The organism is Pseudomonas sp. DD1 (assembly GCF_044510355.1).
GTDB lineage: Bacteria > Pseudomonadota > Gammaproteobacteria > Pseudomonadales > Pseudomonadaceae > Aquipseudomonas > Aquipseudomonas shahriarae.
In genome coordinates this window covers 195,300-216,597 of record NZ_MSAJ01000029.1, presented here as the reverse complement: position 1 = coordinate 216,597, position 21,298 = coordinate 195,300, and the positions used below count along the sequence as shown (strand labels likewise).

Below are 21,298 nucleotides of genomic sequence, written 5' to 3'. Positions count from 1 at the left end.
AAACATCGAAGGGGATAAGACTGACGGCCTGTCGGGCATAGACATGTCAGTACAAGTGCGGGAGCTGGCGTGTGTGGGAGCTGGCTTGCCTGCGATGCAGACGCCTGCGTACTACAGATACACCAAGCGGGTTCTATCGCGGGCAAGCCCGGCTCCCACAGGAACCGGGCCCACACGGGTTATGCGGTGTTAGTGGAACAGCACTGCAGTCTTCTGCAAGGTCACCCACACGCCCCACGCCAGCGGAATACCCACCACCAGCCACGCAGCAATTGCCAATGGCACGGTGCCGGAAGCGGCTTTCCACTCCAGGGAAGTGCTGGCATCGGCGCCCTTGTCATGGCCCAGCGCCTGTTCGGCGGCCAGTTCGGCGTCGGTCATGAAGTACTTGTCGGCCACCGGACGCACCAGCAGGTTGCAGATAAAGCCCAGCACCAACAGGCCGGCGAGGATGTACAAGGTGATGTCATAAGCCGCAGCACGCTCCACGCCAATGCTCAGCTGATACTCACGCAGGTAGTTGACCAGCACCGGGCCCAGCACGCCGGCCGCCGCCCAGGCAGTCAGCAGGCGACCGTGGATCGCACCGACCATTTGCGTACCGAACAGGTCCGCCAGGTAGGCCGGCACGGTCGCGAAGCCGCCGCCGTACATCGACAGGATGATGCAGAACGCCGCCACGAACAGCGAGACGTTGCCCAGGTGGCCGAGGTTCGGGATCAGCGCATACAGGGCAAAGCCCAGGGCGAAGAACACGAAGTAGGTGTTTTTACGGCCCAGGTAGTCAGAGAACGACGCCCAGAAGAACCGCCCACCAATGTTGAACAGGCTCAACAACCCGGTGAAACCGGCAGCGATGGCTGCGATGGAGGCCAGTTGCCCGGCATCCAGTTGGCCAAATGGCACATCCACACCCAGCAACTTGCCACCAAACACTTCCTGCAACAGCGGCGACGCCATGCCGAGAATGCCTATACCGGCCGATACGTTCAGGCACAGCACCAGCCACACCAGGCGAAATTGCGGGGTTTTCCAGGCCACGTTCACGTGCACATGGCGATGGGTAATCATCGCGTTGCTGGCTTTTTTCGCCGGCGCGGTCCAGCCCTCAGGCTTCCAGCCGGTCGGCGGGACGCGGTAGGACAAGGCGCCGCCGATCATGAACACGAAGTAGATCGCGGCCATCACCAAGAAGCTCTGCCATACGCCTACGCCCGTCGGCGAAGCGAAGTGGCCCATCAGTGCCGCTGCCAGGGGGGCGCCGACCATCGCACCACCACCAAAGCCCATGATCGCCATGCCGGTGGCCATGCCGCGCTTGTCCGGGAACCACTTGATCAGGGTCGAGACCGGCGAGATATAGCCCAGGCCCAGGCCGATACCGCCGATGACCCCGGAGCCGAGCCACATCAGCCAGATCTGGTGGGTATAGATCCCCAGCGCCGAGATCAGCAGGCCACCACACCAGCACAGTGCCGAGACCACACCGGCCTTGCGCGGCCCGGCGTGTTCCAGCCAGCCGCCCCAGATCGCTGCCGAGCAGCCCAGGAAGATGAAGAACAGGGTGTAGATCCAGCCCAGCATGGAGATCGGCCAGTCGCAGGACGACGAGAAGATCTGCGCGATAAAGCTCATGTCCGGCGCGCACGCCACCGGCGCGGTGACGCCCAGCGCCTTGGACAGTGGCAGCCAGAACACCGAAAAGCCGTAGGCCATGCCGATGCACAAGTGGATAGCCAGGGCGGCCGGCGGAACCAGCCAGCGGTTAAACCCTGGCTTGGCGATGATGCGTTCCTTGGACAGGAACGCAGGCTGCGCAGCAGGAATGCCGGCCGCAGTGCTAGTGTTCATTGGTGTTTCCCCCAGTTGTTGGTCTGTGTTCGCCAGGCGCTCTCCTCCTCGGCCTTTGCACGCAATGCGTGGCCGTTTTGTCGAGTGAAGCTCCCTGTAAGCGCGACGTTTCGTCGCAGAAGGCGGGCGAACGCGCAAAGATTAGCATTTGGCGCCGCGAGAAAAACCAAACTGACACTACCTTTTTCGGCTCATCTGTTTTGTTTGACACTATGTAACGATGCGTAAACAGCCGCAGGTCCAGCGGCGTTATACTCTGCGGCTAAATTTTGAAATCGACATACAAGGACTCGCCCATGAAAGCGTTCGGCAAAATCCTGGGTCTGGTACTTCTCGGGCTGTTGCTGATCATTGTGGCTCTGGGCTTTGCCCTGACCCACCTCTTCGATCCCAACGACTACAAAGACGAGATTCGCCAGATTGCCCGCGACAAGGCCCACATCGAGCTGACGCTCAATGGCGATATCGGCTGGAGCCTGTTCCCGTGGCTGGGCCTGGAGTTGCATGAAGCCAGCGTGGCCACCCTGAGCAATCCTGCCCAGCCGTTTGCCGACCTGCAGATGCTCGGCCTGTCGGTACGGGTGCTGCCGCTGCTGCGTCGTGAAGTGCAGATGAGCGATGTGCGCGTCGAGGGCCTGAACCTGCGCCTCAACCGCGACAAGCAAGGCCACGGCAACTGGGAAGATATCGGCAAGGCACCGCCCGTTGCAGCCACCGGCACCGCCGAGGCACCCGTGACGACTGCGCCAACCACGGCGCCAGCGCCGGACAAACCGGCTCAGCCGATCCGCCTGGATATCGACAGCCTGACGGTCAACAACGCCCGCATCGAGTACAACGACGAGCAGACCGGCAAGCAATTCAGCGCCGAGAGCATTCAGTTGAGCACCGGTGCCGTGCATGAAGGCGCGAGCATCCCGGTCAAACTCACTGCCTTCTTCGGCAGCAACCAGCCAGTGATGCGGGTCAAGAGCGAACTCAGCGGCGAGCTGCGTTTTGATCGCGCCCTCAAACGCTATCAGTTCGAAGACATGAAAGTTGCAGGCGAAGCCACCGGCGAGCCGCTGCAAGGCAAGACCGTGACCTTTGCCACCCAGGGCCAGTTGCTGGTGGACCTGTCGGCGAACATTGCCGAGTGGACCGGCCTCAAGCTGTCGCTCAACCAACTGCGGGCACTGGGCGAAGTAAAGGTCAACGACCTGGATAAAACCCCACAGATCAGCGGCGCCCTGTCGATTGCCCAGTTTGACCTGGCCAAGTTCCTCGACAGCGTCGGCCAGCCCCTGCCGGCCATGGCCCCAGGGAGCCTGAGCAAGGTCGAACTGGTCAGCCGCCTGCAAGGCACTCCGTCGAGCATGGCCCTGGAAGACCTCAACCTGAAAGTCGACGGCAGCACCTTTACCGGGCGCCTGGCGGTGGAGGACTTTGCCAAGCAATCCCTGCGCGTGCAGCTCAAGGGCGACACGTTCAATGCCGACCATTACCTGCCCGCCAAGTCCGAAGCAGCCAACAGCGCCGCCGTCGCACGCCAGGCCGAAGTGCAAAGCAGCGAAGCCGGGGCCATGGCCGCCGGTGGCACCACGCCGTTGCCGGACGCGCCGACCAAAGGCGCCTGGAGCACCGACAAACTGCTGCCCCTGGCGCGCCTGCGCAGCCTGGACGTGATTGCCGACCTGTCCTTCGGCCAACTGACCCTGAGCCAGTTGCCCATCGAGAATGCAGCCCTCAAGGCCTCCGGCCAGGGTGGCCAGTTCAAGCTCGACACCTTGAGCGGTGGCCTCTATAACGGCACGTTCCAGGCCAACGGCAGCCTCGATGCACGGGAAGATGTGCCGGTGCTGGCGTTGCAGACCAAAATCAAGCAAGTACCGGTCGAGCGCATCCTGCAAGCCCAGGGGCAAACCCCGCCGGTCAAGGGCCAGATCACCCTCGACAGCAACCTGAACGGGCGTGGCAACAGCCAGAAAGCGCTGATCGACAGCCTCAACGGCACCGCCAGCTTCGTCATCAACAATGGTGTGCTGCTCAATGCCAACCTTGAGCAACAACTGTGCACGGGTATCGCCCTGCTCAACCGCAAGACCTTGGCCACCACACCGCGCAGCAAGGACACACCGTTCCAGGAACTCAAGGGCAACCTGACCTTCCGTAACGGCGTGGCGAGCAACCCGGACCTGAAAGTGCGCATCCCCGGCCTGACCGTCAACGGCAATGGCGACGTGGACCTGCGTGTACTGGGCATGGACTACCGCGTGGGCATCATCGTCGAGGGCGACAAGCGCGACATGCCGGACCCGGCCTGCCAGGTCGGCTCGAACTTCCAGGGTATCGAAGTGCCGCTGCGCTGCCGTGGCCCGCTGGAACTGGGCGCCAAAGCCTGCCGCCTGGACAAGGACGGCCTGGGCCAGGTGGCCGCCAAGATGGCGGGCAACAAGCTCAGCGAGAAACTTGAAGAGAAGCTCGACAAGGTCAACCCCAAGCTCAAAGACGCCCTCAAAGGTTTGTTCAACCGATGAGAAACGAGCAATTTTCAGCGGCCGTGCTCGACTGGTACGACCGCCACGGTCGCCATGACTTGCCCTGGCAACAGGGCATCACCCCGTATCGGGTGTGGGTCTCGGAAATCATGCTGCAACAGACCCAGGTCAGCACCGTGCTCAATTACTTCGACCGCTTCATGGCTTCGCTGCCTACGGTCGAGGCCCTGGCGGCCGCGCCGGAAGATGAAGTACTGCACCTGTGGACCGGGCTGGGCTACTACACCCGGGCGCGCAACCTGCAGAAGACTGCCAAGATCGTGGTGGCCGAATACGGCGGCGAGTTTCCCCGCGATGTAGAGAAACTCACCGAACTGCCGGGCATCGGCCTGTCCACCGCCGGTGCCATCGCCAGCCTGAGCATGGGCCTGCGCGCACCGATCCTCGACGGCAACGTCAAGCGCGTGCTGGCACGTTTTACTGCCCAGGAGGGCTATCCGGGCGAGCCCAAGGTGGCCAAGCAGTTGTGGGCCACTGCCGAGCGCTTTACCCCCCACGACCGCGTCAATGCCTACACCCAGGCCATGATGGACATGGGCGCCACCCTCTGTACCCGCAGCAAGCCCAGTTGCCTGCTGTGCCCCCTGGAAAAGGGCTGCGAGGCGCACATGCTGGGCCTGGAAACCCGCTACCCGATCCCCAAGCCGCGCAAGACCATCCCGCAAAAGCGCACGCTGATGCCAATGCTGGCCAACCAGGAGGGCGCGATCCTGCTTTACCGTCGCCCCTCTACGGGCCTGTGGGGCGGGCTGTGGAGCTTGCCGGAGCTGGACGACCTGAACGACCTGGAACACCTGGCCAACCAGCACTCACTGGCGCTGGGCAAGCATCAGGCGCTACCTGGGCTGGTCCACACCTTCAGCCACTTCCAGCTGGCTATCGAACCCTGGCTGGTGCAGGTCGAGGAATCGGCCCATCACGTGGCCGAGGCCGACTGGCTCTGGTATAACCTCGCCACCCCGCCGCGCCTGGGCCTTGCCGCCCCGGTGAAAAAACTGCTGAAGCGCGCGGCCGACGTATTGAACGCAGGAGTTTCGTCATGACCCGCACCATCATCTGCCGCAAGTATCACGAAGAACTGCCAGCCCTGGAGCGCGCCCCATTCCCGGGCGCCAAGGGCCAGGACATTTTCGACCACGTCTCCGCCAAGGCCTGGGCCGACTGGCAGAAGCACCAGACCCTGCTGATCAACGAAAAACGCCTGAACATGATGAACGCCGAAGACCGCAAATATCTGCAGGGCGAGATGGACAAGTACTTTTCCGGCGAGGATTACGCCAAGGCCGACGGCTACGTGCCGCCTGCTCAATAATTGAGCAAAAACCGGGGTTGGCACGTAAGCGACGGTAATAATTAAATATTTTTTGAAAACTTGCTTGACGACCCCCTGAAAAACCCGTTTAATGCGCCCCGTTGCCCAGATAGCTCAGTCGGTAGAGCAGGGGATTGAAAATCCCCGTGTCGGCGGTTCGATTCCGTCTCTGGGCACCACTTATTAGTTTCAGGTGGTGCAAAAATCATCTGGAACACCCAAGAAACCCGCCTAGTGCGGGTTTTTTGTTGCCTGCGATTTAGTATCGCCAGCGCCCCTCTGGTTACTTTTAGGTTAACGCCAAGCCTTGCTGGCACCTGATGTGTTATTTATTTCCCTGCTCAACCGTCTAGCCTTAATCCAATCTTCAACAAGGTAGTTACGTCATGACCCGGTACTTGTTATGCACGCTGTTAATGCTGACAGCGCTGCTCAGCGGATGCGCTACTACGATGGACGTCGCGATCAACGCAACCCCTGACCCGGACTATCACTTTGACCGACAGGCGACGGTGCTGGTGACGTCGGTCGGCGGCAATGCCGAGAACGCGCTCAATGCCCGCTACTACCTGCGCGATATGGTCAGCGCCATGAAGGACCAGGGGTTTCGCGAGGTGTATACCGACGTGTCCCTGCCCAAGAACCGCACGCCGAAAATCACGATCACCCTCGACATCGACAGTCACCAGGTGACCTACCGCTATACCGCCACCGAGTATGGGCAGGTGCCAACCAGCACCTCCACCGTGTGCAAGAACAGCAAGAAAAAAAGCGACCAGATGATCTGCACCAGCACGCCAAACACCACCTATGGCCCGGTAGGCAGCTCGGAGCGCACCGGCTACACCACCCTCACCACCTTCACCGCCACGGCCCGGGATGAAGCGAGCAAACGCGCGGTGTACCTGCTGCGGGTAACGTCCTATAACGAGGACTGCCAGGCCGCCAAAGTCGAAGCCTTCTTGGTGCAACAGGGCCTGCAGAACCTGAACTTCCAGGATCGCGTGCAGCGCAACTACACCGTCACGATGCCCGAGGGGTATCGCTGCAAATAGTTCGCCGCCCCCCCTCCAGATAGTTCAGGACGAATGTCACTTCGCACTCCTGCCTGACTGCCAGCCTTGATTGCCACTCCCCGCTCAGGGCGACCCCACCCGGTCGCCCGCATCAAACACCCCCGCCAAAAAGCCAGGCTCGACTGAAGCTCATGGTTGCTAATAGCAATTATTATCATTTAAGCTGGCGCGCAAAATCCCCCCTGCCCCACTAACAATAATCAAGGAGCTGCGATGCCCTCTGCACGCGAGTCAGGTTCATGGTTGAAGGCGTTTGGCCTTGCCCCCTTCGGATTCGCTTCGATGCTTGTCCCGGTCGCAGACGCGTCCGAGAAAACAGGCCAGCTCGAACTGCCCAGCCAAAGTATTACGGCAACTGCCTCAGAAGAAACGGCCGACGGCCCGGTCAAAGGCTACGTCGCCAAGCGCAGTACAACGGGGGCCAAGACCGACACCCCCATCACTGAGATCCCCCAGTCGATTTCCGTCATCAGCGCCGACCGCATGCGCGATCAGGGCGCGCTGACCGTGCAAGACGCATTGCGTTATGTTTCCGGGGTTCGGGCCGAAACCTTCGGGCTCGATAGCCGCGGAGACTGGTCGAAAGTGCGAGGCAGCTCGCCGGCCCTGTTCCTTGATGGTTTACAGCAGAGCTTCGGCACTTACACCAACGTGCGCACCGACCCCTTCACCCTGGAACGCCTTGAAGTGCTCAAGGGTCCTGCGTCGATGCTGTATGGGCAAAGCCCGGTGGGCGGCCTGATCAACCAGGTCAGCAAACGCCCCAAAGCCGAACAGCACACCGAACTGCAACTGCAATACGGCAATTACAACCGCAAGCAGGTCGCCGTCGACACCACCGGCGCCCTGAACCCGCAAGGCACGCTGCTGTACCGGCTGGTGGCGATCCAGCGCGACAGCGACACCCAGGTTGATCATGTCAAAGACAACCGCCAGGTGCTGATGCCATCGCTGACCTGGCGCCCCAACGAAGATATCGACTGGACCGTCATGGCCAACATCCAGCGCGATGACAGTGGCTCCACCACGCAGTTCTTCCCACACAAAGGTACCGTCTGGAATGCGCCATATGGCCGGATCCACAGCAACCGGTTTGCCAGCGAGCCAGGGTTCGACGAATACGACAGTGACCAGACAGCCCTGACGTCGCAATTCTCGTGGCACCTGAACGACACATGGACGCTGCGCCAGAACCTGCGCTGGCAGAAAAGCAAAGTCAGCTACCAGTCGATTTATGCGAAATTCGCAAGAAACCCACCGTTTAACGCCGATAACCAGACCCTCGACCGTGTCTATTACGTTTCCAAGCCAGAGGTCAAAGTCTGGGTTGCCGACCAAAACGCCGAGGCCCGATTTGACACCGGCCCGCTACAGCACACGCTGCTGCTGGGGGGCGACTACCAGCATGCGGTCTCCAACCGGGAAGGTGCCAGCGGTAACGCAACACCACTGAACGTGTACGAACCGGTGTATGGCACCTTTGATCCCTCGGTCATTCGCCTCACCGCAGACCCGGAACAACGGGTCATGCAACAAGGGCTGTATGCCCAGGACCAGATCAAATACGAACAGTGGCTGCTGACCCTCGGCCTGCGCAAGGATTGGGCCGCCAGCCAAACCCAAGGCAGCGCCCGGCAAAAAGACGACAAGGTGACCGGCCGCGCGGGCCTGACCTACCTGTTCGACAACGGCATAGCGCCCTACTTGAGCTACAGCGAATCATTCCAGCCCCAAATCGGCCTCAACCGGCGAACGCTGGAGCCCTACGTACCGCTCAAGGGCAAACAGTGGGAGCTGGGGGTGAAATATCAGCCGGTTGGCAGCAACAGTCTCTACACCGCAGCGGTGTATGACATTCGCGAGCAGAACCGCCGCATGCCCGACCCCCTGGATGCGATGAATACCCTGCAAAGTGGTGAAACCCGCGCCCGTGGCCTGGAGCTCGAAGCGCTGGTGACGGTCACGCCCGACTGGGACCTGATTGGCACCTACAGCTACACCGACACCACCGTCATCAAGGGCGCGCCCGCCGAGCAAGGCAAACGCCTGTCCAGCGTTCCAGAGAACATGGCCTCGGTATGGAGCCAACATCGGTTCAGTATCGGCGACATTTCCGGGTTCAGTGTCGGTGCCGGTATTCGCTATGTGGGAACCAGCTGGGATGGCGCCGACCGCCTGAAAACGCCGTCTTCTACCCTGGTGGATGCGATGCTCGGGTACCGCTACCAGAACTGGAACCTGACGCTCAACGCGACCAACCTTGAAGACAAGACCTACTACACCACATGCCTGGCGCGAGGCGACTGCTTTATCGGCAACCGTCGTACGCTCGTCGGTACGCTGGCCTACAACTTTTGATTGAGCTGTAAATCCACGGCGGCGGCTGATCATGGCACCCGGAACACCAGCAACGGGTTGTCATTAAGCCGCCCATTAAAAGCCGGTACCAGATGCTGCAGCGGCGTGCCCTGCAGCAGTTCGGTTTCCTTGCGCGCGACAATCACCCAGGACGAGCGCGGCAGTGCGTTCAGGCGCGCAAGGTTATCGCGCCCGATAAACAGCGGCTGCTCGTCATGATCCAGGTTCATGATGTAGCGAATGGCCCAGGTGTCTTTGCCAAGGTTGAGAAACACCAGCGGCCCGGGGTGCTCGGCCCGCAGGGTTTCCACTGCACCCACAAAGTTTTTGGTGTCGAATTGCAGATCCTTGGCCGGCTCCACGACCGTCACCAGCACCAGCCATTGGGTGGCCAGCGCGATCAGGCTGAGCACCACCAGTCGCGCCCCCACACGGCTGCGCCAGCGACGCCAGGCCACCACCGCCGCCAACTGCAGGGCGATCAGCAGCGCAATCAACCCCGGCACTGAAACATCAGGCCAGTAACCGTGTTTGCTCCACAACTGGCGGCAGACCAAGACCACGACAACCCCCAGCAGCGGCAGGATCGCCACCAGCCACTCATAACCCCGACGCACCCCAAGCAACCAACCCCGGGCCTGAAGCAGCCCATAAGCCGCCACTGCGGCAAACATCGGGACCATCGGCAGGATGTAGTAGGCACGCTTGAAGTTCGGCACCGACAACCCCAGCAGGATCATCAGGCCACAGCCGCCCAGGCGCAGCATCAGGCGCACATCGGCATCATCATTGCGCGCCGACCAGGTGTGGCGCAGGGCAATCAACGTCGCCAGCGCCAGCGGGATCACCGGGAAATAGCGATACAGGCTCAGCTTGAAATAGAAGTAGAACGGCTCGCCGCTTTCATCCAGGCGACCGGCCACCTGCATCTTCATCACCTCGTCGGCAAAAGCATCACCCCCGCTGATCCGCGCCAGCTTCAGCAACACCCACCAACAGGCAAGGAGCAGGACCAGGCCGATCACGCCGTGGGCAAGCACCTTTTTCAGCAAGCCAATCTTCTCTTCCCGCGTGCGGGCAGGCCCCAGCGCCCAGTACACGCAAGCAACCCCACAGACCTCGATCAAGCCCAAAGGCCCACGCATGGCAAACGCCGCCACGAACAAGGGAAAGATTGCGTATTGGCGCAGCCGCGAGCCCAGGCGCTCGCCGGTGTGCAGCAAGTAGAAACAGCCCAGGCACAGCAGGGAGACCATCTGATCCAGGCAGACTGAGCGCGACTTCTCCAGCCATTGCGCGGTCAATGCCGTCAGCACTACCGTCAGCAACGCCCAGGTCCGGCCGCAGGGCACCAGCAAGCGGTAGACCAGGGCCACGACCCCAGCCGACGCCAGAGCGGTGGGCAACACGTTAGCCAGGTCGTTAGGCACACCGAACAGCCGGGCAAAGAGCAGGCTGAAATAGGTCGCCGTGCCCGGATAATCCGGGTAAGGCTCACCGTAGGTGGTGGGGAAGAGGCTCGCGCCGTGGCGAAACATCTCCTGCATAAACACCGCCCAACGCCCGTCAAACCCTTGCGGCGACTGATCCCAGATGCCCAGGGTAAATAACAACAAGGCCACCAGGAAAACACCCAGGGCCTCCACACGAAAACGGTTGCGGTGTTCCATGGTTTAACCTGCCAGGGCGGGGGAGATGCTGGCGTATATTGCCGGCAGCACGGCTGAATCACGCCTGAACCGAATGCAACATTTACCTGTACACACCTGTGGCGAGCGAGCTTGCCCGCGCGGGGCTGCATGGCTGTCCCATTTTTGGGGCCGCTGCGCGACCCAACGCGGGCAAGCACGCTCGCCACAACCGCCTTTTTTACGGGATTGGCTGGCAGGTATTGCGCGCCTTTGGCTGGCGATTTTGTTAGTGTCAGCCTCCAATAAGAACTGCGCACGGGTCGTCACCCCCCATCGAAAGCGCATGGATCGAGGCCAGTGATGAACCTGCCCAGCCGCCCACACCCCGAGACATTCCACGAGCCCGCCGCCGACCACTACCCCATTGGCGGCTTCACCTGGCGCCATATCCGCAGCGATATCGAACGCCCAGTGGTGATCATCAACGCCGCCACCTCAGTGCGCTGCCGCCACTATTCGCGCTTTGCCGAGTACCTGTTTGCCAAGGGTTTCGATGTCATCACCTACGACTATCGCGGCATCGGCGAGTCGCGCAGTGGCTCGTTGCGTGGGTTCAAAGCCTCGTGGTCAGACTGGGGCCGACTGGATTTCGAGGCCATCCTGCGACGGGCGCAACGCGAGTTTGCCGGGCAGCCCATTGATGTAGTCGGCCACAGCTTTGGCGGCTGCGCGGCCGGCCTCGGGGCCTCCGGCGCCGCGATCAGGCGCCTGGTAACGGTGGGCGCGCAGTTCGCCTACTGGCGTGACTATCAAGCGAGCGGGCGCTGGCGGATGTTTGCCAAGTGGCACCTGGTAATGCCGCTGGTGACTGCTGTATGCGGGTATTTCCCGGGCAAGCGCCTGGGCTGGCTGGAAGACACGCCCGCCGGCGTGGTGCGGGACTGGAGCACGCCCACCCCCACCTACGAGACACGCCCCAGCGGGCGGGCCTTGGACGAGCTGCCCTTTACCCGGGTGCAGGCACAGATCCTGGCGATCAGCATCAGCGACGACCCGTTTGGCACCGTGCCCGCCATTGAGCGTCTGCTGAATTACTTCCAGGCCAGCGAGCGCACGCACCTGCGTATCGCGCCGGGGGATATTGGCGAAGAGGTCGTCGGGCATTTCGCGTTTTTCCGCAGTGAATATCAGGATCGGTTGTGGCCGATTGCACTGGCGTGGCTGCAGCACGGCCAACTGGCGCCCGACACACCGGGCACCCGGCTGTAGAAACCCTTGGGATTTCGCCAGACCTGCGCTTCAATACGCCACCCAGATCCTGAACCAAGGACGTGAGCCCATGGCTTCGCCAGACAAGCAGCAAAAACGTGCCCAACGGGCAAAAGCCAAGGCCAAGCAGAACCGCACCCAGCGCGCCAATGCGCCGAAGCCGGATGCGTTTGCCGGTGACGACGACCGCATTGACCTTGAGTCGGTGGACTTGACCGAACTGTTCGTGGAAATGCGCGCGGCCGGCGAGACCAGCCAGCAGGCGCTGTGTGCGGCATTCCTGGCGCACCCGTTGCTGGCGCTGGTGCTGGAGCAGGAAGGCGAAGAAAACGCCACGGACTTTATCCTGGCGGCGCTGATCGAGTATCGGCAGTGGTCCACCGGCAGCGATGATGAAGCGGCGGCGTTGGCCTGGATTGAATCGCCACAGTTCCAGGCGGACTACGTGGCGGCATCCCAGGCGCTGACCAGCGCGCAGGATTGATACAAAACCAATGTGGGAGCCGGGCAAGCCCTAATGCCGATCAGTTAAGCGAACGCAATGCTCAACGTAGTGAAGATCAAATGTGGGAGCGGGCTTGTCGGATCGCCGCATCGCCGCGAAGACGTCGGCCCAGCCAACATTGATGTTGACTGACCCACCGCTTTCGCGAGCAAGCCCGCTCCCACAGGGGATCTGCGCTTAACTGCCCGGCTCCCACAGTGCTTTGTGGTGCCAGGCAGCAAGCATTTCAACTCGTCAGTTGAGTACCGCAGCCCCCAACTTCTGGGCCCGGCGCCGGCTCGCCACCAGCAACCCCGCCAATACCACCAGCAGGCTCAACACACCGGTCGCAATAATCTCCACCCGGTGCGCTTCCTGGAACAGCATGATGGTCAACGCGCCGACGATAAACACGATCACCGCATAGGTCAGGCCCGGAAACAGCCACATCTTGAAGGCAATCTGCTCGCCCGCCGCTGTACGCTTCTGACGCATGCGCAGTTGCGACACGGCAATCACCAGGTACACCAGCAGCGCAATCGCGCCGGAGCTGGCCAGCAGGAATTCAAACACCGCCGCCGGGGCCACGTAGTTGGCGAATACCGCGAGGAACGCCGCGCCGGTAGACAGCATCACCGCCCAGTAAGGCGTGCCGCTCTTGTTGGTGCGTTTGGCCACTGCCGGCGCATCACCACGACGGCCCAGGGAAAACAGCATGCGCGACGCGGTGTACAGCGCCGAGTTCAAGCAGCTGGTTACGGCGACCAATACCACCAGGTCGACGATCAGCTTGGCATTCGGGATGCCCATGCGTTCCAGCACAGTCTGGTAGGAACCAACGGCTGCCAGGGTCGGATCGTTCCATGGCACCAGGGCCACGACGATGAAGATCGACACCAGGTAGAACAAGCCGATCCGCCAGATCACCGAGTTGGTGGCCTTGGTGATCTGCTGGCCAGGGTTCTTCGACTCTGCGGCCGCGATGGTCACGATCTCGGTGCCCATGAACGAGAACATGGTGGTCAGAATCGCCGCCAGCACCGCGCCCATGCCGTTGGGCAAAAAGCCTTGGGTGTCGAACAGGTGCGAGACGCCGCTGACCTGGCTGCCCGGCAGCAAGCCAAAGATCGCCAGCACGCCGAGGATCACAAAACCGATGATCGCCACCACCTTGATCAGGGCAAACCAGAACTCGAACTCGCCGTAGTTCTTTACGCTGAACAGGTTGGTCGCGGTCAGCAGCAGGGTGATGACCAGGGTAAAGGCCCAGATCGCCACATCAGGGAACCAGGCATGCAGGATGGTTGCGGCGGCGTTGGCTTCCAGGGGAATCACCAGCACCCAGAACCACCAGTACAGCCAGCCGATGGTAAAGCCGGCCCAATGGCCGATGGCCCGGTCGGCGTAGGTGGAAAATGAACCGGTGTCTGGCGAAGCAACGGCCATCTCGGCAAGCATGCGCATCACCAGCACCACCAACGTACCGGCTGCGGCATAGGCCAGCAGCACGGCAGGCCCGGCTGCCGCAATCGCGTGGCCGGAGCCGACAAACAAACCGGCGCCGATCACACCGGCAATCGACAACATGGTGACATGCCGCGGTTTGAGCCCCTGTTCGAGGTCATTGGAGCTTTGCGTACTACTCATTGACACACCTTTGCGAGGAATTGCGTATTCGGTCCACCCGGTTTGCTGAGTCTTCGTGAAAAGAAACAAACGGGGCGTTCTTTATTTTTTACGCAAGATTTGCGCCAAAATGTTACAAAGCCAAGGTTGACGCGGCCTGTAGGACAATCCATCAGCGCTCGCAAGCCATTGAGATTACTGGCAATCCGCCACAGCGTTACCGCTCGACTCACTTCAAGAACGAATGAGTGCACCAAAAACACACACAAAAAGTCAGTGACGCCCAATTAAAGGGCCGATAGGTGCCGTTTACCCGTTTAACCCTTCCAACACCCGACCAAAGCTGGCACCATCGCGCCCTTTTTTACGCGACTGCCACGGGTTTATCGGTTAAAACGGCTGTTCGGTTGTTGATGGCGCGACACGCTACTGTGCCGATGCGACAACCTGTCACACACCGCCTGTTTAACGCCCGTGGCGCTGTTGGCTGTCATCCGAACGCTATGCTAGCTTGGCGCCACGCCAGGAAGGCGACCCAACAGCAGGAACGCAATGAACACAATGAGGACCGCACATGGCTTTGGCCGCGCCCGCGCTTGAAATCCGCAACTTGCATAAACGCTATGGTGAGCTGGAGGTGCTTAAAGGCATCTCGCTGACCGCTCGCGACGGCGATGTGATCTCGATCCTGGGTTCGTCCGGTTCCGGCAAGTCCACATTCCTGCGCTGCATCAACCTGCTGGAAAACCCGCACCAGGGCCAGATCCTGGTGGCCGGCGAAGAGCTCAAGCTCAAGGCCGCGAAAAACGGCGAGCTGATGGCCGCCGACGGCAAGCAGATCAATCGCCTGCGCAGCGAAATCGGTTTTGTCTTCCAGAATTTCAACCTCTGGCCGCACATGAGCATCCTCGACAACATCATCGAGGCCCCACGCCGCGTGCTCGGCCAGAGCAAGGCCGAAGCCATCGAAGTGGCCGAAGCGCTGCTGGCCAAGGTGGGCATTGGCGACAAACGCCACGCCTACCCGGCGCAATTGTCTGGCGGCCAGCAACAACGCGCGGCCATCGCTCGCACCCTGGCGATGCAACCTAAAGTCATTCTGTTCGATGAGCCCACTTCGGCACTTGACCCGGAAATGGTTCAGGAAGTACTTAATGTGATCCGCGCGCTGGCCGAAGAAGGCCGCACCATGCTGCTGGTCACCCACGAAATGGGCTTTGCCCGCCAAGTGTCCAGCGAAGTGGTGTTCCTCCACCAGGGGCTGGTCGAAGAGCAAGGATCGCCACAGCAGGTGTTTGACAACCCGCTTTCGGCGCGCTGCAAACAATTCATGTCCAGCAACCGCTAACGGAGCAACATGCATGCAGAACTATAAAAAATTCCTCCTGGCCGCCGCCGTTTCCATGGCGTTCAGCGCCACGGCCATGGCCGAGACTTTGAAAATGGGGATCGAGGCGGCTTACCCGCCGTTCAACAATAAAGACGCCAGCGGCAACGTTGTCGGCTTCGACAAAGACATCGGCGACGCCCTGTGCGCCAAGATGAAAGTCGAGAAGTGCGAAGTGTATGTCTCGGACTGGGACGGCATCATCCCGGCCCTGAACGCCAAGAAGTTCGACTTCCTGGTGTCGTCGCTGTCGATCACCGACGAGCGCAAGCAGGCCGTTGATTTCACCGACCCGTACTACTCCAACAAGCTGCAATTCATCGCGGCCAAATCCATCAAAGACTTCAAGACCGACGCCGACTACCTCAAAGGCAAGATCATCGGTGCCCAGCGCGCGACATTGGCCGGTACCTACCTGGAAGACAAACTGCCAGACACCACCGCCAAGCTCTATGACACCCAGGAAAACGCCTACCTCGACCTGACGTCCGGCCGCCTGGACGGGATGCTCGCCGACAAGTACGTGCAATACGAGTGGCTCAAGAGCAAAGACGGTTCGGCCTACGAGTTCAAAGGCGATCCGGTTGTAGAAAGCGACAAGATCGGCATCGCCGTGCGCAAAGGCGACCCACTGCGCGAGCGCCTGAACAAGGCCCTGGCGGAAATCAAGGCCGACGGCACCTACAAGAAGATCAACGACAAGTACTTCCCTTTCAGCATCGAATGATCCTGATTGGCCAGTCCGGCGCGCTCGCTTGAGCGCGCCGGCTTTTCGCAAGCCTTGCGCGATATGAAAAAACCATGAATTTCGATCTCTACGGATTCGGCCCCGCACTCGCTGCCGGCGCGCTGATGACCGTCAAACTGGCACTCACGGCGTTATGCCTGGGGCTGGTGCTCGGCCTGGCCGGCGCCTTGGCCAAGACTTCCCCGTACAAGTTCCTGCAATGGCTTGGCGGCGCTTACTCGACCATTGTCCGGGGCATTCCCGAACTGCTGTGGGTCCTGCTGATTTATTTCGGCACGGTCAATATGATGCGTGCCCTCGGGGAGTTCTTCGGTAACCCCGACCTGTCGCTCAGCGCCTTCGCTGCCGGCGTGATTGCCCTGGGCCTGTGCTTTGGCGCCTACGCCACCGAAGTGTTTCGTGGCGCGATCCTGGCGATCCCCAAAGGCCATCGTGAAGCGGGCATCGCCCTGGGCCTGTCGAAGCTGCGTATTTTCACCCGGTTGATCATGCCGCAGATGTGGCGCATCGCCCTGCCGGGCCTGGGCAACCTGTTTATGATTTTGATGAAGGACACCGCGCTGGTCTCGGTGATCGGCCTGGAAGAAATCATGCGCCACGCGCAAATCGGCGTGACCGTTACCAAGCAGCCTTTCACCTTCTTCATGGTCGCGGCCTTCATGTACCTGGGCCTCACCGTGCTGGCCATGGTCGGCATGTACTTCCTGGAAAAACGCGCCGCTCGCGGCTTTGCGAGGAGCACGCAATGAACGGCGACTACAGCTGGCTGTCGCATTTCGACCTGGGCCTGAACTGGGCCGTGATCATCAAGTGGCTGCCACGACTGGCCCAGGGCGCGACTCTGACCCTGGAACTGGTGGCCATCGCGGTCATCGCCGGGCTGCTGCTGGCGATCCCCCTGGGCATCGCCCGCTCTTCGCGCCTGTGGTACGTGCGCACCCTGCCCTACTGCTACATTTTCTTCTTCCGTGGCACACCGTTGCTGGTGCAGCTGTTTTTGGTCTACTACGGCCTGGCGCAGTTCGACGCCGTGCGCGAGAGCGCCCTGTGGCCCTACCTGCGGGACCCGTTCTGGTGCGCCACCGTCACCATGACCCTGCACACCGCCGCTTACATCGCGGAGATCCTGCGCGGCGCGATCCAGGCCATCCCGCCCGGGGAAATCGAAGCGGCGCGGGCACTGGGCATGTCCAAGCCCAAGGCGCTGTTCTACATCATCCTGCCGCGTGCCGCGCGCATCGGCCTGCCGGCCTACAGCAACGAAGTGATCCTGATGCTCAAGGCCAGCGCCCTGGCCAGTACCGTGACCTTGCTGGAACTGACCGGTATGGCCCGCACCATCATTGCCCGCACCTACCTGCCGGTGGAGATCTTCTTTGCCGCCGGGATGTTCTACCTGCTGATGGCCTATGTGCTGGTGCGCGGCTTCAAGCTGCTGGAACGCTGGTTGCGGGTCGATGCCTGCCAGGGACGCTGACAGCGGGTTGACGGGCGAGCGACTGCTGGCCCGTTTTCTCGCGCTGGATGCGTTCCTCACCGAACATCAAGGGCTGTGGCGACCACGGCCCTTCACCCATCTGCAATTGCCTTGGGAAGCCCAGCATCCAGCGCTGGCCCAATGGTTGCGCCGGCGCTCCCTGGCAGAAGCCGAAAGCAGCCATAACCTGCCCACCGAACTCCAGGCCCCAGCGCCGTTTCCCCAATGGGCGCAGCTGGCCGCCCAGCTCAGTGCTGTGGATAAGTTACCGGAGGGCGCGCTGCATGCGCCGTCGGCACGCCTGAATGTCGATGTACCGGGCCGCAAATGGCAGCAAATCGAGGCGTTTGGCAGCGCTCTGCAGTTTGCCGAGCGCCCCACCCATTGGCTCGACTGGTGCGCCGGTAAAGGCCACCTCGGCCGGCGGCTGCTGCAACCGGGGCAACACCTGACCTGCCTGGAGTACGACCCGGCGTTGATCGACGCAGGCCAGGCCCTCAGTGACCATCATCAAATGCCCGCCCGCCACCACCCGCAAGACGTGATGGCCGAGGACGCCGTGCAACAACTGCGCAGCGAACACACCCCCGTCGCCCTGCACGCCTGTGGCGATCTGCACGTACGCCTGCTGCAATTAGCCAGCGCCGCCGGCTGCAAGCACCTGGCCGTGGCGCCCTGCTGTTACAACCGCATCAGTAGCGAGCAGTACCAGGCGCTGTCGGCCCCGGCCCGCGCCTCGGCGCTGCGTTTGTCGCGGGAAGACCTGGGCCTGCCCCTGAGCGAAACCGTCACCGCCGGCTTGCGGGTACGCCTGCAACGCGACACCTCCATGGCCCGGCGCCTGGGTTTCGATCAGTTGCAGCGGCAGCTGCGCGGGTGCGATGAGTATCTGCCCACGCCTTCGTTGCCCAGCGAATGGCTGCATCGGTCCTTCGCTGACTACTGCCAGCACCTGGCGGCGCTCAAGGGGTTATCCACAGGCGAGCAGGACTGGGCCGCGCTGGAGCAGCACGGCTGGCAACGCCTGGCACAGGTACGAAACCTGGAGTTGGTGCGTGGGCTGTTTCGCCGCCCGTTGGAAATGTGGCTGGTTCTGGATCGGGCACTGTTTCTTCAAGAGAACGGCTACCAGGCTCAAGTAGGCCGCTTCTGCGAAACAGCACTGACCCCGCGCAACCTGATGGTGCTCGCCGAGCGCGATTAAAGGGCAGAACGCCCTGTGGATAAGTCTGTTGATGAAATTCTGTCGAGTGCCGTAAAGACGGGCGCCACAGGCACAAATGCTGACTGGTCATTATTTGTTCACAAAATAAAACGCACGCAAAACAGGCAGTTGCAGCGTAATGAGAACATCTTCACAAAATGGCTGTTTCAACACTTGTGCGACCAACAAATTGTGCATAAGCATTTGCGCCTAACCGTATAAGACGTGGTTCAGGCCGCGCCTGGAGGGCCATCCAGTAACTGGCACAGCCCATGGATATCGTCACAGGCCAGGCTCGCGGCCTCGTTATCCAGGGGGTCCTCGCCAAAGGCCAGCGCCTCGCTGATCTGCGGGTCACGATGGATCACTTCCACGCCACCTTCCCCAAGACGCTGCTTGAACAGGTCCAGCATATCCAGGCTGAAGGCACTGCCCTCATCCAGCTGGTTGACCAACACCAGGCAACGTGGCGCCGACGGGCGCGCAAGATACGGCGCCAACAATCGCTGCATCTGCTCCAGCGTCCCCAGCGACGCCGCGTCTGCCAGGGCCAGCACCACCACGGTATCGGCGACGTGTAAGGCCTGGTGCAGGTAAACATTATTGCCGGCAGGGGTGTCGATGATGACCGTGTGTTGCTCACTCAAACCCAGGCGTGACAAGTGCTGGGCCAGCCACTCCGGGTCCTGCTTGAGCCAGCGCTGCAGGTCTTCCTGCTGCTGCATATCGGTCTCGCCGAAGACCACCACCTGGCAGCCGCAGAAACCGGGCTGGGCGAGCTGATCCCAAGGTTGATTACACAGGCTGGCACGACCGAGGCCCGGGGTGCCTTGGGGCAGGTCAAAGTGCAGGTACAGGGCGTTTTGCGGATCCAGCTCCAGCACCGTCACCGCCCGCCCGAGACGCTGCAAGCCGCTGCCCAGTGCCGTCGCCAGCGTGCTGCGGCCCACCCCACCATTGACCGAGGCCAACACCACCACCCGTGGGCGTTTTGCTGAAGCGTCGATTGGCTGGGGTTGTTCCGCAGGGGAAGGCGCGTCGTCGATGGGGGTGTCTTCGAAGAACTGCAATGTCGCCGTCATCGGGTGATCCTGACGGATAGCATGCGTTGCAAAACCTTCGTCGGCCTGGCTCACAGCCCCTCCTTGTCCCGGCACCGCTTGCAGAGCATGGGCGCACATGTTGTTCAGGCAGTCTGGGACAGGTCGGTGGAGGTGTCATTATTTTGGTGTTTTTTATCATGTTCATTTAGACGAGCGGTCGAAAGTCAATCTAGTGACTCTGCTTTATGCGCTCCCACTGCTGCGCAACGTGCTCGGCACTGGACGCACTCACCCGCGCCAGGTCGACGGGATACTCCCCCCCCTGATTCTCGACAAACCGCGTCGCGGTAAATTGACCATTACTGGCACGCAGTATGTAGCCCGTGTCCTGGCATTGCACCGACGCCAGGAACACCACCCCCGGCGCCACCCATTCCGGCTTGAGATTGTCCGGTTCCCCCTCGATGCCCCACATGCGCGTCTTGGCCACCGGCGACACCGCATTGACCAGGATCCCGTCCTTCGCGCCTTCCATACTCAGGGCATTCATGATGCCCAGTTGCGCCATCTTGCCCGCCGCATAGGCCACCAGCCCGGGCTGGGCATATTGCTGGTACATCGCCCGATCAGACGACGTCAACACCACCCGCGCGGCAGCGGATGGCTTGAGGTATTGCCAGGCATGTTTGCATAGCCAGATGGGCGCATAGACATTGATACCCAGCGCACGCCCGATAAACGCCGCGTCCGCCTCCTCAATGGATTGATAACCCACCCAACCGGCGTTATGAATCAGGATATCCAACTGCCCAAACGCCGCGATGGCCGTCTCGACCAATTGCCGACAGCCTTGCTCGCTGGACAAGTCACCCTGATGAGCAACCGCGCTCAACCCCTGGGCCTCAAGGCGGCGTGCCGCGACCAGGGCGATGGCGTTGTCGCTTCCCGAACCGAGGTTATCGGCGCCGATATCACTGATCACCACATTGGCCCCGCGCTGGGCCAGTGCTTGTGCATAGATAAACCCCAAGCCACGGCCTGCGCCGGTGATAACGGCGGTTTTCCCTGCGAAATTCATTGGCTTTTCCTCATTGAGTGCCACCTCAACTTAGCAATGAACAACGGCGTTGTTTAATACTGATCAAGGGGCGGTTTGATACCTTCTGCGTATCAAGCCCCACGCCACCCCAAGGCCTCGGCACCGGCACGCATCACCCTTTGCCAAAGCGCTGGAGCGTGCGACCGGCAGCGGAAAAACCACGTTCTGAAAAATAGTCAGAATTCAGGGGTTTACA

Annotated in this window: 17 protein-coding genes and 1 tRNA gene; 13 read left to right on the top strand and 5 right to left on the bottom strand. The window is 61.3% G+C overall.

Annotated elements, in window-relative coordinates; all coding sequences use genetic code 11:
* Positions 1 to 189 precede the first annotated feature (189 nt).
* Positions 190 to 1,851 (bottom strand): OFA family MFS transporter, encoded by a 1,662-nt coding sequence (locus tag PSFL_RS17325; protein ID WP_057958034.1) that lies wholly within the window; start codon positions 1,849 to 1,851, stop codon positions 190 to 192.
* Between the two features lie 296 nt (positions 1,852 to 2,147).
* On the opposite strand from PSFL_RS17325, the gene PSFL_RS17320 reads away from it, so the two are divergent.
* From PSFL_RS17320 to PSFL_RS17295, 6 genes are all read left to right on the top strand, one after another.
* Positions 2,148 to 4,367 (top strand): AsmA family protein, encoded by a 2,220-nt coding sequence (locus PSFL_RS17320; RefSeq protein WP_057958033.1) that lies wholly within the window; start codon positions 2,148 to 2,150, stop codon positions 4,365 to 4,367.
* Complete coding sequence (mutY, locus tag PSFL_RS17315) at positions 4,364 to 5,431, top strand: A/G-specific adenine glycosylase (protein ID WP_057958032.1); 1,068 nt, start codon at positions 4,364 to 4,366, stop codon at positions 5,429 to 5,431. Before PSFL_RS17320 ends, mutY begins: the two co-directional genes overlap by 4 nt.
* A complete protein-coding gene (locus tag PSFL_RS17310) occupies positions 5,428 to 5,700 on the top strand; it encodes an oxidative damage protection protein (RefSeq protein WP_038445278.1) in 273 nt (90 codons plus the stop codon). The genes mutY and PSFL_RS17310 overlap by 4 nt, the downstream gene beginning before the upstream one ends.
* A 103-nt stretch (positions 5,701 to 5,803) precedes the next feature.
* A tRNA-Phe gene (locus PSFL_RS17305) sits at positions 5,804 to 5,879 on the top strand.
* 207 nt (positions 5,880 to 6,086) lie between these two features.
* On the top strand, positions 6,087 to 6,755 hold the full coding sequence (locus tag PSFL_RS17300; RefSeq protein ID WP_057437122.1) for a hypothetical protein: 669 nt from the start codon (positions 6,087 to 6,089) through the stop codon (positions 6,753 to 6,755).
* A 303-nt stretch (positions 6,756 to 7,058) separates the two neighbouring features.
* A complete protein-coding gene (locus PSFL_RS17295; RefSeq protein WP_252117527.1) occupies positions 7,059 to 9,134 on the top strand; it encodes a TonB-dependent siderophore receptor in 2,076 nt (691 codons plus the stop codon).
* Positions 9,135 to 9,163: 29 nt separating this feature from the next.
* Here the strand turns inward: PSFL_RS17295 and PSFL_RS17290 are convergent, their stop codons facing one another.
* Complete coding sequence (locus tag PSFL_RS17290) at positions 9,164 to 10,804, bottom strand: ArnT family glycosyltransferase (RefSeq protein WP_397470321.1); 1,641 nt, start codon at positions 10,802 to 10,804, stop codon at positions 9,164 to 9,166.
* A 321-nt stretch (positions 10,805 to 11,125) separates the two neighbouring features.
* Between PSFL_RS17290 and PSFL_RS17285 the strand changes: the two genes are divergently transcribed.
* Positions 11,126 to 12,034 carry an alpha/beta fold hydrolase gene (locus tag PSFL_RS17285; protein ID WP_057437120.1) on the top strand — a complete coding sequence of 303 codons (909 nt, stop codon included), beginning with the start codon at positions 11,126 to 11,128 and terminating at the stop codon, positions 12,032 to 12,034.
* Positions 12,035 to 12,104: 70 nt separating this feature from the next.
* Entirely contained in the window at positions 12,105 to 12,518 is a 414-nt protein-coding gene (locus PSFL_RS17280; RefSeq protein ID WP_397470320.1) for a hypothetical protein, read from the top strand.
* A gap of 255 nt (positions 12,519 to 12,773) precedes the next feature.
* Here the strand turns inward: PSFL_RS17280 and gabP are convergent, their stop codons facing one another.
* Entirely contained in the window at positions 12,774 to 14,165 is a 1,392-nt protein-coding gene (gabP, locus tag PSFL_RS17275) for a GABA permease (protein WP_169989243.1), read from the bottom strand.
* Positions 14,166 to 14,718: 553 nt separating this feature from the next.
* On the opposite strand from gabP, the gene PSFL_RS17270 reads away from it, so the two are divergent.
* The 5 genes from PSFL_RS17270 (at position 14,719) to PSFL_RS17250 (ending at position 18,960) form a co-directional block, all read left to right on the top strand.
* Positions 14,719 to 15,492, top strand: a complete 774-nt coding sequence (locus PSFL_RS17270; RefSeq protein WP_057437115.1) for an ABC transporter ATP-binding protein — start codon at positions 14,719 to 14,721, stop codon at positions 15,490 to 15,492.
* 13 nt (positions 15,493 to 15,505) lie between these two features.
* On the top strand, positions 15,506 to 16,258 hold the full coding sequence (locus PSFL_RS17265; protein ID WP_057437113.1) for an ABC transporter substrate-binding protein: 753 nt from the start codon (positions 15,506 to 15,508) through the stop codon (positions 16,256 to 16,258).
* A gap of 74 nt (positions 16,259 to 16,332) precedes the next feature.
* A complete protein-coding gene (locus tag PSFL_RS17260; protein WP_057437111.1) occupies positions 16,333 to 17,028 on the top strand; it encodes an ABC transporter permease in 696 nt (231 codons plus the stop codon).
* Between the two features lie 38 nt (positions 17,029 to 17,066).
* Positions 17,067 to 17,756: an ABC transporter permease gene (locus PSFL_RS17255; RefSeq protein WP_029295855.1), complete on the top strand. Its 690-nt coding sequence runs from the start codon at positions 17,067 to 17,069 to the stop codon at positions 17,754 to 17,756.
* Entirely contained in the window at positions 17,737 to 18,960 is a 1,224-nt protein-coding gene (locus PSFL_RS17250) for a methyltransferase (RefSeq protein WP_397470319.1), read from the top strand. Before PSFL_RS17255 ends, PSFL_RS17250 begins: the two co-directional genes overlap by 20 nt.
* 230 nt (positions 18,961 to 19,190) lie before the next feature.
* Here the strand turns inward: PSFL_RS17250 and bcsQ are convergent, their stop codons facing one another.
* Both bcsQ and PSFL_RS17240 read right to left on the bottom strand, forming a co-directional pair.
* Entirely contained in the window at positions 19,191 to 20,042 is an 852-nt protein-coding gene (bcsQ, locus tag PSFL_RS17245; RefSeq protein ID WP_115129343.1) for a cellulose biosynthesis protein BcsQ, read from the bottom strand.
* Between the two features lie 190 nt (positions 20,043 to 20,232).
* Complete coding sequence (locus tag PSFL_RS17240; protein ID WP_397470318.1) at positions 20,233 to 21,081, bottom strand: SDR family NAD(P)-dependent oxidoreductase; 849 nt, start codon at positions 21,079 to 21,081, stop codon at positions 20,233 to 20,235.
* Positions 21,082 to 21,298: the final 217 nt, after the last annotated feature.

Coding starts and splice junctions, on each gene's coding strand:
- PSFL_RS17250 (WP_397470319.1), top strand. CDS start 17,737: ATGCCTGCCAGGGACGCTGACAGCGGGTTGACGGGCGAGCGACTGCTG.
- PSFL_RS17290 (WP_397470321.1), bottom strand. CDS start 10,804: ATGGAACACCGCAACCGTTTTCGTGTGGAGGCCCTGGGTGTTTTCCTG.
- PSFL_RS17260 (WP_057437111.1), top strand. CDS start 16,333: ATGAATTTCGATCTCTACGGATTCGGCCCCGCACTCGCTGCCGGCGCG.
- PSFL_RS17285 (WP_057437120.1), top strand. CDS start 11,126: ATGAACCTGCCCAGCCGCCCACACCCCGAGACATTCCACGAGCCCGCC.
- bcsQ (WP_115129343.1), bottom strand. CDS start 20,042: ATGACGGCGACATTGCAGTTCTTCGAAGACACCCCCATCGACGACGCG.
- PSFL_RS17270 (WP_057437115.1), top strand. CDS start 14,719: ATGGCTTTGGCCGCGCCCGCGCTTGAAATCCGCAACTTGCATAAACGC.
- PSFL_RS17240 (WP_397470318.1), bottom strand. CDS start 21,081: ATGAATTTCGCAGGGAAAACCGCCGTTATCACCGGCGCAGGCCGTGGC.
- PSFL_RS17310 (WP_038445278.1), top strand. CDS start 5,428: ATGACCCGCACCATCATCTGCCGCAAGTATCACGAAGAACTGCCAGCC.
- PSFL_RS17320 (WP_057958033.1), top strand. CDS start 2,148: ATGAAAGCGTTCGGCAAAATCCTGGGTCTGGTACTTCTCGGGCTGTTG.
- mutY (WP_057958032.1), top strand. CDS start 4,364: ATGAGAAACGAGCAATTTTCAGCGGCCGTGCTCGACTGGTACGACCGC.
- PSFL_RS17280 (WP_397470320.1), top strand. CDS start 12,105: ATGGCTTCGCCAGACAAGCAGCAAAAACGTGCCCAACGGGCAAAAGCC.
- PSFL_RS17295 (WP_252117527.1), top strand. CDS start 7,059: ATGCTTGTCCCGGTCGCAGACGCGTCCGAGAAAACAGGCCAGCTCGAA.
- PSFL_RS17265 (WP_057437113.1), top strand. CDS start 15,506: ATGCAGAACTATAAAAAATTCCTCCTGGCCGCCGCCGTTTCCATGGCG.
- PSFL_RS17300 (WP_057437122.1), top strand. CDS start 6,087: ATGACCCGGTACTTGTTATGCACGCTGTTAATGCTGACAGCGCTGCTC.
- PSFL_RS17325 (WP_057958034.1), bottom strand. CDS start 1,851: ATGAACACTAGCACTGCGGCCGGCATTCCTGCTGCGCAGCCTGCGTTC.
- gabP (WP_169989243.1), bottom strand. CDS start 14,165: ATGAGTAGTACGCAAAGCTCCAATGACCTCGAACAGGGGCTCAAACCG.